This window comes from Pseudomonas sp. H1_A03, assembly GCF_054685145.1.
In genome coordinates, this window is sequence record NZ_CP162829.1 from 1,510,277 (window position 1) to 1,523,652 (window position 13,376).

Genomic DNA, 13,376 nt, shown 5'->3' on the forward strand with positions numbered 1-13,376 from the left:
AACGCAAAGGGCACGAGAGCGCTGACCCTTTGCGTGTTTCACACCGTACTTCGTAGTGGTCGGGAAAGCTGTGGCAGTCGATCATCGCATGCTGCCGTAGTTGCCTCCCCGCCACGTATTCCTTGGACCACGCCACCCGATGAGTGGCGAATGAGGACTTTATGAGCAAGACCAACGCATCCCTGATGAAACGCCGCGAAGCCGCTGTACCCCGCGGTGTTGGCCAGATTCACCCGATCTTCGCCGAATCCGCGAAGAATGCCACCGTGACCGACGTTGAAGGTCGCGAGTTCATCGACTTCGCCGGCGGCATCGCCGTACTGAACACCGGCCACGTGCACCCGAAAATCATCGCCGCCGTGACCGCGCAACTGAACAAGCTGACGCACACCTGCTTCCAGGTGCTGGCCTACGAGCCTTACGTGGAACTGTGCGAAAAAATCAACGCCAAGGTCCCAGGTGATTTCGCCAAGAAAACCCTGCTGGTCACCACCGGTTCCGAAGCTGTCGAGAACGCCGTGAAAATCGCCCGCGCCGCCACTGGCCGTGCTGGCGTGATTGCTTTCACCGGCGCTTACCACGGTCGCACCATGATGACCCTGGGCCTCACCGGTAAAGTCGTGCCTTACTCGGCCGGCATGGGCCTGATGCCAGGCGGCGTGTTCCGCGCGCTGTTCCCGAATGAACTGCACGGTGTGAGCGACGACGATTCCATCGCCAGCATCGAACGCATTTTCAAGAACGATGCCGAGCCGCGTGATATCGCTGCCATCATCATCGAGCCGGTGCAGGGCGAAGGCGGTTTCTACGTCGCGCCAAAGTCCTTCATGAAGCGCCTGCGCGAACTGTGCGACAAGCACGGCATCCTGCTGATCGCCGACGAAGTGCAAACCGGCGCCGGTCGTACCGGTACCTTCTTTGCCATGGAACAGATGGGCGTTGCTGCCGACCTGACCACCTTCGCCAAATCCATCGCCGGCGGCTTCCCGCTGGCGGGTGTGTGCGGCAAGGCCGAGTACATGGACGCCATCGCACCAGGCGGCCTGGGCGGCACCTACGCCGGTAGCCCGATCGCTTGCGCGGCTGCGTTGGCGGTGATGGAAGTGTTTGAGGAAGAACACCTGCTGGACCGCTGCAAAGCGGTTGGCGAGCGCTTGGTCACGGGCCTCAAGGCCATCCAGGCCAAGTACCCGGTGATCGGTGAAGTGCGGGCCCTGGGCGCGATGATCGCGGTCGAGCTGTTCGAAGGTGGCGACAGCCACAAGCCAAACGCCGCTGCCGTTGCCTCCGTGGTGGCCAAGGCGCGTGACAAGGGCTTGATCCTGCTGTCCTGCGGCACCTACGGCAACGTGTTGCGCGTACTGGTCCCGCTGACCTCGCCGGACGAGCAGTTGGACAAAGGCTTGGCGATCATTGAAGAGTGCTTCTCCGAGCTGTAAGCGGACGCTGAGCTGATCGACAGAAAAAACCCGCTTCGGCGGGTTTTTTTGTGCCCACTGCTGCACATTCAGGCCGTGTTCATTGTGGCGCGATTGACCGAGCATGAAGGGCTGGAAGCGCTGGCCAAGGGCAAGACGGCACGGTTGCTCAAAGTTGGCTTGTCGGAGCTCATGCGCGTGCGCAAGGCCTAGCGGGCGACACGTATCAAGGTGGAAGCTGGCTTGCCTGCGATGCGGGCGGCGTGGTGTTTCAGGCAGTCCGAAGTGATGCTATCGCAGGCAAGCCAGCTCCCACAGGGAGATGTGATTGCTCAACCCGCTATTACGCGGTTCTTGCCCAAGCGCTTGGCCTCGTACATCGCCGCATCAGCGCGGGCGAACAGGCTGTCCAGGGTCGAGTCTGTCTCGGTGAGGCTGGCCAGGCCCTGGCTGATGGTCACGTTGAACGCCTGGCCTTCATAGCTGAAACTCAGCGCTTGAATCTCCTTGCCCAGGCGTTCAGCCACTTGCAGCGCCATCTCCGGCGCACAGCCCGGCAGCACGGCGGCGAACTCTTCACCACCAATGCGTCCGAACAGATCGCCACGGCGCAACACCCCTCGACCGCTCTCAGCGATGCGCCGCAGTACCTGGTCGCCCTCCAGATGCCCGTAGGTGTCGTTGACGTCCTTGAAGTCATCGATGTCCAGCAGCAGGAACGCCAGCGGCGCGCCTTGCGCGCAGGCACTGTCGAAGGCTTGATTGGCGCATTCGAAGAAGTGCCGACGGTTGCTGCTTTGAGTCAGCACGTCGGTGGTGGCGAGACGGTGCAGCTCCAGCGCCATCTGTTTCTTTTCGGTGATGTCTTCGGCTATGCCTACCACGATCAAGGGTTCACCAGGTTCGATCTGCTGGTTGATGTAACACTTGTCGCTCAACCAGCGGATTTGCCCGTCGGCGGTGATGATGCGGTACTCGCGTTCTTCCACGGCGCCTTGTTCCAGCACGCGGGCCAGGCTGTGTTCGGCGTAGTCGAGGTCTTCGGGGTGAATGCTGTTGCGCCACTCCCGATGGTCGGCCAGCAGCAGGCCGGCGGAGCGCCCGAACACCCGCTCATAGGCCGGGCTCACATACAGTACGCGGCGCGTTTCCCAGTCGATGGCCCACAGCACGGCGTTCACGCTCACCAGCATTGAGCTGAGCAACTGCTCGCGCTCACTCAGCCGCTCGACTTCACCCTGGGCGTGCACCAGTGCCAACAGGGTCGCCGCCGCCGCCGGACGCGGATGTTCAGCGGTGGGCGGATCGGACAAGTAGGGTTTTTCGTGAACCATCGGCACAACTCTCTCTGGGCGCGCCGCACATTGAAACAGCGGTCACTACAAGGGGCCACCATGATGGCGAAGTGTTCATTGAGAGAGGCGAATTGCAGTGAAGTTCCGTCAACAGGACCGATTGCCGGTGACCGAGAAATGACGCCAAAAAGCCGATGGGTGGGAGGGCAAGCCCTCCCACCGTGCGGTCAGACCGCCGCAGGACGCAGCGAATAGGTCTTCAATTGGTGGGCGAAATCCCGCAGGGACTGGATGCCGCTGGCCTCGGCTTCATGCACCCATTCCTTGATGGCTGCCAGCATATCGTGGCCATTTGAACTGGTCTTCAGCCAGATCTGCTGCAGTGCCAGGCGCTTTTCGTAGATCACTTTAAGTGCCTGGCTGTGTTCCAGCATGCTCTGGATACGCAGGTGGTGGCGATCATCCAGCAAGCTGGTTTCTCGCGACAGCAGGCGCTTGGCGCGGTGGAATTGGTGGCGAACCGAGTGATCGACTTTTTCCAGCTCCTGCTTGACGAGCGGGGCGATCACCAACTTGCGGTACTGGGCCATGATCTGGAAACGGTTGTTGAGGATCGCCATGGCGGTGTCCATGTCCAGGTGGCCCTTGCCTTCGACGCGGTGGGCGATGGGCGCAACGCGTTGCACCTTCGCCAGGCGCAGGAAACTGAACACTTTGATCCAGGCCCAGCCCATGTCGAATTCCCACTTCTTCACCGACAACTTGGCGGAATTGGGGTAGGTGTGGTGGTTGTTATGCAGCTCTTCACCACCGACGATGATGCCCCACGGCACCAGGTTGGTCGCCGCGTCACGGCATTCGAAATTGCGATAGCCCACGGCATGGCCCAGGCCGTTGATCACGCCGGCGGCCCAGAACGGGATCCACATCATCTGGATCGCCCAGATGGTGATACCGATCGTGCCAAACAACAGCAGGTCGATCACGCCCATGATCGCCACGCCCAACAATGGGTAGGGGGTGTAGACCTTGCGTTCGATCCAGTCGTCCGGGCAGTTCTTGCCGTAGATGCGCAGGGTCTCAGGGTTTTCGGCCTCGGCGCGGTACAGCTCGGCGCCTTTGCGCATAACGGTGGACAAACCCTTGATGACCGGGCTGTGCGGGTCATCGACGGTTTCGCACTTGGCGTGGTGCTTGCGGTGGATGGCTGTCCACTCGCGGGTGTTCTGCGCCGTGGTGAGCCACAGCCAGAAGCGGAAGAAGTGTTTCAGGCCGGCATTGAGCTCCAGGGAGCGATGGGCTGAATAGCGATGCAGATAGACCGTGACCCCAACGATGGTCACGTGGGTCATCAACAGGGTGACTGCAACCAGTTGCCAGGCTGACAAGTCAAGAAAACCGTTGTACCACATAGGCTGTATGGCCCTCAGATAAAGAAAAGAACAGCTCACGCATTATCACTAAGCCTACACAGAAAACCAGCCGCTCTTTCAGATAGGAGTGACTGGATGTTTCTTATTCTATAATCCCCAGCCTTTGTAGGACGATTCTGTTTTTTTGGGTAAGGATTACTGAGCATATGCTGTTTTCATGCCGAGGTGCCCTGCGTGCGGGGCTGGTATACCTGCTGGTTTCCATTCTGTGGATAGGCCTTACTCGGCAGGTATTGATCGAGTTTCTCGATGACCCCAGCGAGCTGAACCACTGGTTGCAAGTGCGTGGCTATGTGTGGGTGGCCCTCAGCGCCTTGGTGATTTACCTGATGTACGCCCGGTTTGCCCGTGCCCACCAGTTGCAACAACCCCTGAAGGAAAACCGCGAGCGCCTGCGCCAGGCGGCCGCCGTGTTCGATTGTACCCGTGAAGGCGTGCTGGTCACCGACGCCCATGGGCTGATCGTCCACGTCAATCGCGCCTTTATGGCGATTACCGGTTATCAAGGCGAGGACGTCATGGGCCAGCTTCCCAGCCTGTTCAAGTCCGGTCGCCACTCGTCGAATTTCTATCGGCAGATGTTCCAGAGCCTGCAGAGCACCGGCGAATGGAGCGGAGAAATCTGGAACCGGCGCAAGAGCGGTGAAATTTATCCACAGTGGCAAACCATTCGTGTGATTCACGATGACCAGGGCCACGTCAGCCATTACGTCGCAGTGTTCTCCGATATCAGTGCCATCAAGGACTCCGAGCACGAACTGGCCCACCTCGCGCACCACGACCCCCTGACCGACCTGCCCAACCGCTTGCTGTTCACCGACCGCGCCGAGCAGGCGCTGGCCTCGGCGCAAGTCCACAAGCGCGGTTGCGCCCTGCTGTTGCTGGACCTGGATCACTTCAAAATCATCAACGACAGCCTGGGCCATAATGTGGGAGACCAGTTGCTCAAGCTGGTGGGCGAACGGCTGCAGGGGTTGTTCGGCCCCGGCGTGACCCTGGCGCGCCTGGGTGGAGATGAGTTCGCCGTGCTCGCGGAAAGTTGTCCACAGGTGGTTCAGGCTGCCGCCTTGGCGCAACGCATCCTCGATGCGATGAAGCAGCCGTTCAGCTTCGACAGCCACCAGCTGTTTATCAGCGCCAGTATCGGTATCAGCCTCTTTCCCAGCGACGCCCTGAGTGCTGAACAGTTGCTGCGCAATGCGGACTCCGCACTGTTCAAGGCCAAGAGCGCCGGCCGTGAAGGCTACGCGTTGTACACCGAAGAACTCACCGCCCATGCGCAGAACCGCGTGGAAATTGCCAACGAGCTGCGCCGTGCCCTTGAGCTGCAAGAGCTGCGCGTTTATTACCAACCGGTGCATGAGCTGCACGGCAGTCGCCTGATTGGCGTCGAAGCGCTGGTGCGCTGGCAGCACCCGGAGCGTGGCCTGGTGCCGCCGGGAGAATTTATCCCGATTGCCGAGCGCACGGGGTTGATTGCCGATATCGACGCTTGGGTCATGGATCAGGCTTGCCGGCAGATGTGCCAATGGCTGGCCGATGGGGTGCCGTTGAGCTTTATGGCCGTCAACGTGTCCAGCCGTTTGTTTGCGCGGCGCGAATTGTACGAGCAGGTCGCCCAAGTGCTGCACGACACGGGCCTCGACCCCGGCTTCCTTGAACTTGAAGTGACCGAGAGCGCGGTGATGGACGACCCCGAAGTCGCCCTGGAGCAACTGCACCGCCTGCGCGAACTGGGCTTGCGCCTGGCCATCGATGATTTTGGGACCGGTTACTCGTCGCTTCTACGGCTCAAGCGCCTGCCTGTGCAGAAACTCAAGATCGACCAAGGGTTTGTTGCTGGGTTGCCGTGGGATGAGGACGATGCAGCGATTGTGCGGGTGGTGATTGCGCTGGCGAAAAGCATGGGCATGCAGGTGCAGGCCGAAGGGATCGAGCAGGTGGAGCAGGCGCGGTTTTTGTTGGAACAGGAATGCGATCTGGGGCAGGGGTATTGGTTTGGGCGGCCGATGCCGGCGCAGGAGATTGATTGGTCGAGAGCACCCGCCATCCGAAATTGAAATGCTTTAAAAATGTGGGAGCCAGCTCCCACATTTGAATCTGCTCAAGGCTTTATTTTGGCGCTCGGGCACATAAACCGCGCGCAACCTCACGCCCCACCAGAAAATTCTTTCTGGTTATATAAACATTCTTAAATAGTATTTTTAAGAATATCCGCGCTTATCTACTATCGCCCTCACGCCGCAAGCAGTGCCGCCACTGCGAGGCACTATTCATTTCAGGAGCGAGACCATGAGCGCATCTCTACGTAGCGTCGACGGCCAGGACGAAGCAGCCATTTTGCGTGAGATCCAGAGCGCCCTGCGCGATCTGCGGTTTGGCGCGGTGGAAATCACGGTGCACAACGCGCAAGTGGTACAGATCGAACGCAAAGAAAAATTCCGTCTGCAGAACCCGGGTAACAAACCGAGCTAAGCAAGAACGGCGATAGACCCGCAATTATAAGAAAAAGCCAACACCCCAGAATTTCAGGAGCTTCTATGTCGTCGATTCGCCGTTACGCCCTGGCCGCCCTGGCCAGCGCCGTGTTTGCAGGTTCCGCGGTTGCCAAGGACTACGAGTTGCTCAACGTCTCGTACGACCCTACCCGTGAGCTGTACCAGGACTACAACGCTGAGTTCACCAGTTTCTGGAAACAGTCCCACCCCGGCGACAACGTCAAGATCCAGCAATCCCACGGTGGTTCGGGCAAACAAGGCCGCGCCGTGATCGACGGCCTGCGCGCCGACGTAGTGACCCTGGCCCTGGCCGGTGACATCGACGAAATCGCAAAACTGGGCAAGACCCTCCCGGAAAACTGGCAGACCCGCCTGCCGGACGCCAGCACCCCGTACACCTCGACCATCGTGTTCCTGGTGCGCAAGGGCAACCCTAAAGGCATCAAGGATTGGGGCGACCTGATCAAGAAAGATGTGTCCGTGATCACCCCAAACCCGAAAACCTCCGGCGGCGCACGCTGGAACTTCCTCGCCGCCTGGGCCTACGGCCTCAAAACCGGCGGCAGCGAAGCCAAGGCCCAGGAGTACGTGAAAGAGCTGTTCAAACACGTGCCTGTGCTGGACACCGGCGCGCGTGGTTCGACCATCACCTTCGTCAACAACGGTCAGGGTGACGTGTTGCTGGCCTGGGAAAACGAGGCGTTCCTGGCCCTGAAAGAAGACGGCGGCGCTGACAAGTTCGATATCGTCGTGCCTTCGCTGTCGATTCTCGCGGAGCCGCCAGTGGCCGTGGTCGACAAGAACGCCGAGAAAAAAGGCAACACCGAAATCGCCACTGAATACCTGAAACACCTGTACAGCCCGGCTGGCCAGGAGATTGCGGCCAAGAACTTTTACCGCCCGCGCGATGCAAAAGTGGCCGCCAAATACGCCCAGCAGTTCCCGAAACTGGACCTGGTGACTATCGACAAAGACTTCGGCGGCTGGAAAACTGCCCAACCGAAATTCTTTAACGACGGTGGCGTGTTCGACCAGATCTACACGGCGCAGTAAACCAAAATACCTGTAGGAGCCTCGCTTTTCTGTGGGAGCTGGCTTGTGTGGGAGCCGGGCTTGCCCGCGATAGCCTCACCGCGGTGTGTCAGTCACATCGCGGTGGGGCTATCGCAGGCAAGCCAGCTCCCACAGAAAGCGCGCTCCTACAGTGGCATTTACCCCTTTAACCAAGGACTCTTATGTCGCGTCGTATCTCCCCCGTCATACCCGGCTTCGGGCTGACGCTGGGCTACACCGTGGTGTACCTCAGCCTGATCGTACTCATCCCCCTCGCGGCGATGTTTGTACACGCCGCACAACTCACCTGGGATCAGTTCTGGGCCATCATCTCCGCACCGCGCGTGCTGGCGGCGTTGCAGCTGAGCTTCAGTACCGCGCTCTACGCGGCGCTGATCAATGGCGTGATCGGCACGCTGCTGGCCTGGGTGCTGGTGCGCTACACCTTCCCGGGCCGCAAGATCATCGATGCGATGATCGACCTGCCGTTCGCCTTGCCCACCGCTGTAGCCGGTATCGCGTTGACCGCGTTGTACACGCCGAACGGCTTCGTTGGGCAGTTCGCGGCTGACTTGGGCTTCAAGATCGCCTACACCCCCTTGGGCATCACCCTGGCGCTGACCTTCGTCACGTTGCCGTTCGTGGTGCGCACGGTGCAGCCAGTACTGGCCGATATCCCCCGGGAAGTCGAAGAGGCCGCCGCCTGCCTGGGCGCCAAGCCGTTGCAGGTGTTCCGCCACATCCTGGTGCCGGCGTTGCTGCCGGCCTGGTTGACCGGTTTCGCCCTGGCGTTCGCGCGGGGCGTTGGCGAGTACGGTTCGGTGATTTTCATCGCCGGCAACATGCCGATGAAAACCGAGATCCTGCCGCTGCTGATCATGGTCAAGCTCGACCAATACGACTACCGCGGCGCCACGTCCATCGGCGTGCTGATGCTGGTGGTTTCCTTTGTACTGCTGCTGCTGATCAACTTGTTGCAGCGGCGCATCGAACGTCCATAAGGAGGCGCGGAACATGTCCCAATCGTCTATTTCCGCCGCGTCCTCGGCCAATGCGGCCCGCCGTGGCAGTGCAACGTCGCGACGTATCCTGATCGGCCTTGGCTGGCTGGTGTTCGTGTTATTCCTGTTGTTGCCGCTGTTGATCGTGGTAACCCAGGGCTTGAAGAACGGCCTCGGTGCGTTTTTCACCGCGATCCTTGAGCCCGACGCACTGTCGGCACTGAAGCTCACGGTGATCGCCGTGGCGATTTCGGTGCCGCTTAACCTGGTGTTCGGCGTCAGCGCCGCGTGGTGCGTGAGCAAATACTCGTTCCGTGGCAAGAGCATCCTGGTCACGCTGATCGACCTGCCGTTCTCGGTGTCGCCGGTGATCGCGGGTCTGGTCTATGTGCTGATGTTCGGCGCGCAGGGCTTCTTTGGTCCGTGGCTGCAAGAGCATGACATCCAGATCGTGTTCGCCTTGCCCGGCATCGTGCTGGCGACCATCTTCGTCACCGTGCCCTTCGTGGCCCGTGAATTGATCCCGCTGATGCAGGAACAGGGCACCCAGGAAGAAGAGGCCGCGCGCCTGCTGGGCGCCAATGGCTGGCAGATGTTCTGGCACGTGACCGTGCCGAATATCAAATGGGGCCTGATCTACGGCGTGGTGCTGTGTACCGCACGGGCCATGGGTGAGTTCGGCGCGGTGTCGGTGGTGTCCGGCCACATTCGCGGCGTGACCAACACCCTGCCGCTGCATGTCGAGATCCTCTACAACGAATACAACCATGTCGCCGCGTTTGCGGTGGCCAGCCTGTTGCTGATCCTGGCGCTCCTCATCCTGCTGCTCAAGCAGTGGAGCGAGAACCGTATCAACCGCCTGCGCAACAGCGCCGGTGAGGAATAAGTCATGTCGATCGAAGTCCGTAATGTCAGCAAGAATTTCAACGCCTTCAAGGCCCTGAACAGCATCAATCTGGACATCCAGAGTGGCGAGCTGGTGGCGTTGCTTGGCCCGTCCGGCTGCGGCAAGACCACCTTGCTGCGCATCATCGCAGGGCTCGAAACCCCGGATGACGGCAGTATCGTGTTCCACGGTGAAGACGTGTCCGGCCACGATGTACGCGATCGCAACGTCGGCTTTGTGTTCCAGCACTACGCGCTGTTCCGCCACATGACGGTGTTCGACAACGTGGCGTTCGGCCTGCGCATGAAGCCAAAGAACCAGCGCCCGAATGAAAGCCAGATCGCGGTCAAGGTGCATGAACTGCTGAACATGGTGCAGCTGGATTGGCTATCGGATCGCTACCCGGAACAGCTCTCCGGCGGCCAACGCCAGCGTATCGCCCTGGCCCGCGCCCTGGCGGTAGAACCCAAAGTGCTGTTGCTCGACGAACCCTTCGGCGCCCTCGACGCCAAAGTGCGTAAAGAGCTGCGCCGCTGGCTGGCGCGCCTGCACGAAGACATCAACTTGACCTCGGTGTTTGTGACCCACGACCAGGAAGAGGCCATGGAAGTCGCCGACCGCATCGTGGTGATGAACAAGGGCGTGATCGAGCAGATCGGTTCACCGGGCGAAGTCTACGAAAACCCGGCCAGCGATTTCGTCTATCACTTCCTCGGGGATTCCAACCGCCTGCACCTGGGTGAAGACCAGCACGTGCTGTTCCGCCCTCACGAAGTGTCGCTGTCGCGGCATGAGCTGGAAGATCACCATGCGGCTGAAGTGCGCGACATTCGTCCATTGGGCGCCACCACGCGGGTAACCCTGAAGGTCGAAGGCCAGAGCGAACTGATCGAGGCTGAAGTGGTGAAAGACCACGACAGCCTGACCGGGCTGGCGCGGGGTGAGACGCTGTTCTTCAAACCCAAGGTCTGGCAAAAAGCCTAAAGCCGGTGCAAAACCCAATGTGGGAGCGGGCTTGCTCGCGAATGCGGAGTGTCAGTCAATGCATTCATCAGCTGACAGACCGCATTCGCGAGCAAGCCCGCTCCCACATTTAGACCTCTCTCGGCTTCAGACCGTGGCGCGTTTTTCTCTGACGGCCACCGGCCCCGAGCGCTGCTCTATCTGTTGCTTGAGGTCATTCCGCAACCCCAGCAAAAACGCCAACTCCGCCACCACAAACAACGGCCCCACGATCAGCCCCGACACATCATCCACAAACGCCGGCTTCTTGCCTTCGTAGTAATGCCCGACGAACTGAATCACCCAGCCCACCACAAACATCCCAATGCCGCCGCTGAGCCACACCATCGTGCTCTGTGCCGCCAGCACATGCCCGGCCCACACCGACAAGCCCATCAGCAGCGTCATCAACACACCCAGCGCCAGTTCCAGGCGCAGGTAAAACCACGCCGACAGCAGTGCGACGATCACCGCCGGTGAAATCCACACCCCGCCAATCACCCATTCGGGGCGTGACAGCAGCACGGCTACCGCGACGACAATCAGTGGAATGCCGATAAAGTGGCTGGCGATATTGCGCGGGTCGCGGTGGTAGGCAGCGTATTGACTGAGGTGGTCGACGAGGCTTTTCATTGTTATTCCTCCTGTAGGATGTTTGATCATCTCCCGTCAGCCGGCGACTGACTGTCAACTGGGCGACAATCTCTGGAGTTCTCATGATTGCGGCAACATGGCATGCCCGATTGGCTACCGGTCAGTGGTTCAGCCACCTGCCTGTACCGCTACAGGATAGTTTGCTGGCGGCGGCTCGGCTGCGGCAGCTGACGGCGGGGCAATACCTGTTCAGGCGCGGTGATCCGCCCTGTGGGGTGTATGCGGTATTGGAGGGGGCCGTGCGTGTCAGTGCGGTCAATGCGCAGGGCAAGGAAGCGGTGTTGAGCCTGGTTGAAACACCGTTCTGGTTCGGCGAGATCTGCCTGTTCGACGGTTTGCCGCGTACCCACGACGCCTTGTCGGTTGGGCCGTGCACGCTGTTGCAGGTGCCGCAGTCGGCGATGCTCGAGATTCTTGACCAAAACCCTGTGTATTGGCGCGACATGGCGTTGCTGATGAGCCAGAAGTTGCGCCTGTCGCTGATCAATATCGAACAGATGAGCCTGATGCCGGCGTCGACGCGTATCGCCCACCGGCTGCTGATGATTGCCGGCGGGTACGGCGAGATAGAGCACTCCCGTCGCGTCTTGCACCTGCCCCAGGAAGATTTGGCCGCGATGCTGAGCCTGTCGCGCCAGACCACCAACAGTTTGCTCAAGGCGTTAGAGCAGCAGGCGATCATCAAGCTGAGTTACGGCGCGATTGAAGTGCTCGACCTGCCGCGCTTGCGGCAGGCCGCGGGGGCCGGCTAGGAACCGCGATACGTCGAAAAGCCGTAAGGGCTCAGCAGCAGCGGGATGTGGTAGTGCTGGTCGGCCTGCTTGACCTCGAATATCACCGGGACTTCCGGGAAAAACGTCTCGCGATGGGCTTTCTTGTAGTAGTCGCCGGTCTTGAATACCACGCGATACTCGCCCGGTTTCATGGCTTGGTTGGCCGGGAACAGTTCGGCGATGCGTCCCTGCTGGTTGGTGACTCCTTCGGACAGTGATTGCCAGTGATCGCCTACGTGCTGCTCCAGGGTGACGCTGACACCGGCAGACGGCAGGCCGTCTTCCAGGTTCAGGACATGCACGCTCAGGGGGTTGCCGGCCGCCAGGGCCAGGCCGCTCAGGCCGCTCAGGCCGCTCAGGCTGAGGGCGGCAAGGGTCTTAGTCAGGGTTTTCATCGAGGTTTCCTCAAGGGGTGATTGTCAGGCCAAGTTGATTGGCCGCCTTTACCGCGCACGCTTCGTCCTGCTCGGCACCGCCGGCACCGGCAATGCCCAGCGCGCCCACCAGTTCAGTGCCGGCGAACAGCGGCACGCCGCCGCCGAGCAACAGCAACTCGGGCAAGCTGTTAAGGTTGGCGGCCTCCGGGTTGTTGCGCGCGCGTTCGGCAAACAGCCGGGTAGGGGTTTTTGTCGACAACGCCGTGTACGCTTTGCGTTGGCTGGCGATGCTGTTGTGCGGGCCTACGCCGTCGGCCCGCAGGCTCAGCAATAGATTGCCGCCCCGGTCGAGTACGGTAAGTGCCGCCGTGCATTGCGCCAGGCCGGCGTCTGCCAGTTGGCGTGCGGTGTGCAAATCGAGGTCGGCGTGGCGCGGCAGCGTGGGTGCCGCCAGGACGCTGGCGCTGATGGCGAAGCTCAAGAACAAGGCATTGCGGTACATGGGAACGGCTCCAAAAAGCAGGCCGCTACCTTAGCCAGCGATCTCGGTCAAAAGCCGAACAATTCGATTACAGGTTTGTAATGAACCAAGAGGTAGGCATGCAGGTGTTGTTAGTGGAAGACCAGCCGAAATTAGCGCAACTCATGGCCCAGGGCTTGAGTGAGGCCGGCTTCGCAGTGGAAGTCGCAGCCAATGGCATGGCGGCTCAGCGGTTTGTGGAAAGCACTGAATATGACTTGGTGATCCTGGATGTGATGTTGCCGGGTTTGAATGCCTGGAAGTTGCAGCAGGCGATACGCAAGAAGGGTGAGACGCCGGTGTTGTTCTTGACGACCCCGGAAGGGATCGAAGACCGCCTGCGTGGGTTGGAACTGCATGAGGATGATTACTTGCTCAAGCCGTTTGAGGCCAAGGCGTTGGTGGCGCGGGTGAAGAAGCTGTTGCGGCGGGATCGTGGGCGCTGACTGATCCGGCATCTTCAGTG

15 protein-coding genes are annotated in these 13,376 nt (G+C 60.4%); 10 read left to right on the forward strand and 5 right to left on the reverse strand.

Features of this window, described 5'->3' with window-relative positions; genetic code table 11:
- Positions 1-161: 161 nt before the first annotated feature.
- Together gabT and AB4O35_RS07020 are read left to right on the forward strand one after the other, a co-directional pair.
- Positions 162-1,439 (forward strand): 4-aminobutyrate--2-oxoglutarate transaminase, encoded by a 1,278-nt coding sequence (gabT, locus tag AB4O35_RS07015; RefSeq protein WP_049710644.1) that lies wholly within the window; start codon positions 162-164, stop codon positions 1,437-1,439.
- 48 nt (positions 1,440-1,487) lie between these two features.
- Positions 1,488-1,631, forward strand: a complete 144-nt coding sequence (locus AB4O35_RS07020) for a hypothetical protein (protein WP_175402996.1) — start codon at positions 1,488-1,490, stop codon at positions 1,629-1,631.
- A 119-nt stretch (positions 1,632-1,750) separates the two neighbouring features.
- Here the strand turns inward: AB4O35_RS07020 and AB4O35_RS07025 are convergent, their stop codons facing one another.
- Together AB4O35_RS07025 and desA are read right to left on the reverse strand one after the other, a co-directional pair.
- Positions 1,751-2,752 (reverse strand): sensor domain-containing diguanylate cyclase, encoded by a 1,002-nt coding sequence (locus tag AB4O35_RS07025; protein WP_065879714.1) that lies wholly within the window; start codon positions 2,750-2,752, stop codon positions 1,751-1,753.
- Positions 2,753-2,940: 188 nt separating this feature from the next.
- The gene (desA, locus tag AB4O35_RS07030) at positions 2,941-4,125 is read right to left on the reverse strand and encodes a delta-9 fatty acid desaturase DesA (RefSeq protein WP_065872791.1); all 1,185 of its coding nucleotides are present in this window, start codon (positions 4,123-4,125) and stop codon (positions 2,941-2,943) included.
- A 167-nt stretch (positions 4,126-4,292) separates the two neighbouring features.
- Here desA and dibA point away from each other — a divergent pair, with 167 nt between their 5' ends.
- From dibA to AB4O35_RS07060, 6 genes are all read left to right on the forward strand, one after another.
- Positions 4,293-6,206: a phosphodiesterase DibA gene (gene dibA, locus AB4O35_RS07035; RefSeq protein WP_065879715.1), complete on the forward strand. Its 1,914-nt coding sequence runs from the start codon at positions 4,293-4,295 to the stop codon at positions 6,204-6,206.
- Positions 6,207-6,438: 232 nt separating this feature from the next.
- Positions 6,439-6,621: a sulfur starvation response protein OscA gene (gene oscA / locus AB4O35_RS07040; protein WP_003170956.1), complete on the forward strand. Its 183-nt coding sequence runs from the start codon at positions 6,439-6,441 to the stop codon at positions 6,619-6,621.
- Between the two features lie 65 nt (positions 6,622-6,686).
- Entirely contained in the window at positions 6,687-7,697 is a 1,011-nt protein-coding gene (locus AB4O35_RS07045) for a sulfate ABC transporter substrate-binding protein (protein ID WP_012721624.1), read from the forward strand.
- Positions 7,698-7,879: 182 nt separating this feature from the next.
- On the forward strand, positions 7,880-8,698 hold the full coding sequence (gene cysT / locus AB4O35_RS07050) for a sulfate ABC transporter permease subunit CysT (RefSeq protein WP_065879716.1): 819 nt from the start codon (positions 7,880-7,882) through the stop codon (positions 8,696-8,698).
- 13 nt (positions 8,699-8,711) lie between these two features.
- Entirely contained in the window at positions 8,712-9,584 is an 873-nt protein-coding gene (cysW, locus tag AB4O35_RS07055) for a sulfate ABC transporter permease subunit CysW (protein ID WP_065879717.1), read from the forward strand.
- A 3-nt stretch (positions 9,585-9,587) separates the two neighbouring features.
- The gene (locus AB4O35_RS07060; RefSeq protein ID WP_065872795.1) at positions 9,588-10,568 is read left to right on the forward strand and encodes a sulfate/molybdate ABC transporter ATP-binding protein; all 981 of its coding nucleotides are present in this window, start codon (positions 9,588-9,590) and stop codon (positions 10,566-10,568) included.
- Between the two features lie 126 nt (positions 10,569-10,694).
- Here AB4O35_RS07060 and AB4O35_RS07065 read toward each other — a convergent pair whose 3' ends face one another.
- A complete protein-coding gene (locus AB4O35_RS07065; protein ID WP_065879719.1) occupies positions 10,695-11,219 on the reverse strand; it encodes an Mpo1 family 2-hydroxy fatty acid dioxygenase in 525 nt (174 codons plus the stop codon).
- A gap of 83 nt (positions 11,220-11,302) precedes the next feature.
- On the opposite strand from AB4O35_RS07065, the gene AB4O35_RS07070 reads away from it, so the two are divergent.
- Complete coding sequence (locus AB4O35_RS07070; protein ID WP_065879720.1) at positions 11,303-11,992, forward strand: Crp/Fnr family transcriptional regulator; 690 nt, start codon at positions 11,303-11,305, stop codon at positions 11,990-11,992.
- On the opposite strand, the gene uraH is transcribed toward AB4O35_RS07070, so the two are convergent.
- Both uraH and AB4O35_RS07080 read right to left on the reverse strand, forming a co-directional pair.
- Entirely contained in the window at positions 11,989-12,408 is a 420-nt protein-coding gene (gene uraH / locus AB4O35_RS07075) for a hydroxyisourate hydrolase (RefSeq protein ID WP_065945611.1), read from the reverse strand. The genes AB4O35_RS07070 and uraH overlap by 4 nt on opposite strands.
- 10 nt (positions 12,409-12,418) lie before the next feature.
- Positions 12,419-12,892, reverse strand: a complete 474-nt coding sequence (locus tag AB4O35_RS07080; RefSeq protein WP_065879722.1) for a GlcG/HbpS family heme-binding protein — start codon at positions 12,890-12,892, stop codon at positions 12,419-12,421.
- Between the two features lie 98 nt (positions 12,893-12,990).
- On the opposite strand from AB4O35_RS07080, the gene AB4O35_RS07085 reads away from it, so the two are divergent.
- Positions 12,991-13,356, forward strand: a complete 366-nt coding sequence (locus tag AB4O35_RS07085; protein ID WP_049710631.1) for a response regulator — start codon at positions 12,991-12,993, stop codon at positions 13,354-13,356.
- Positions 13,357-13,376: the final 20 nt, after the last annotated feature.

Coding starts and splice junctions, on each gene's coding strand:
- AB4O35_RS07070 (WP_065879720.1), top strand. CDS start 11,303: ATGATTGCGGCAACATGGCATGCCCGATTGGCTACCGGTCAGTGGTTC.
- AB4O35_RS07025 (WP_065879714.1), bottom strand. CDS start 2,752: ATGGTTCACGAAAAACCCTACTTGTCCGATCCGCCCACCGCTGAACAT.
- gabT (WP_049710644.1), top strand. CDS start 162: ATGAGCAAGACCAACGCATCCCTGATGAAACGCCGCGAAGCCGCTGTA.
- cysW (WP_065879717.1), top strand. CDS start 8,712: ATGTCCCAATCGTCTATTTCCGCCGCGTCCTCGGCCAATGCGGCCCGC.
- AB4O35_RS07085 (WP_049710631.1), top strand. CDS start 12,991: ATGCAGGTGTTGTTAGTGGAAGACCAGCCGAAATTAGCGCAACTCATG.
- AB4O35_RS07045 (WP_012721624.1), top strand. CDS start 6,687: ATGTCGTCGATTCGCCGTTACGCCCTGGCCGCCCTGGCCAGCGCCGTG.
- dibA (WP_065879715.1), top strand. CDS start 4,293: ATGCTGTTTTCATGCCGAGGTGCCCTGCGTGCGGGGCTGGTATACCTG.
- uraH (WP_065945611.1), bottom strand. CDS start 12,408: ATGAAAACCCTGACTAAGACCCTTGCCGCCCTCAGCCTGAGCGGCCTG.
- AB4O35_RS07065 (WP_065879719.1), bottom strand. CDS start 11,219: ATGAAAAGCCTCGTCGACCACCTCAGTCAATACGCTGCCTACCACCGC.
- cysT (WP_065879716.1), top strand. CDS start 7,880: ATGTCGCGTCGTATCTCCCCCGTCATACCCGGCTTCGGGCTGACGCTG.
- AB4O35_RS07060 (WP_065872795.1), top strand. CDS start 9,588: ATGTCGATCGAAGTCCGTAATGTCAGCAAGAATTTCAACGCCTTCAAG.
- oscA (WP_003170956.1), top strand. CDS start 6,439: ATGAGCGCATCTCTACGTAGCGTCGACGGCCAGGACGAAGCAGCCATT.
- desA (WP_065872791.1), bottom strand. CDS start 4,125: ATGTGGTACAACGGTTTTCTTGACTTGTCAGCCTGGCAACTGGTTGCA.
- AB4O35_RS07080 (WP_065879722.1), bottom strand. CDS start 12,892: ATGTACCGCAATGCCTTGTTCTTGAGCTTCGCCATCAGCGCCAGCGTC.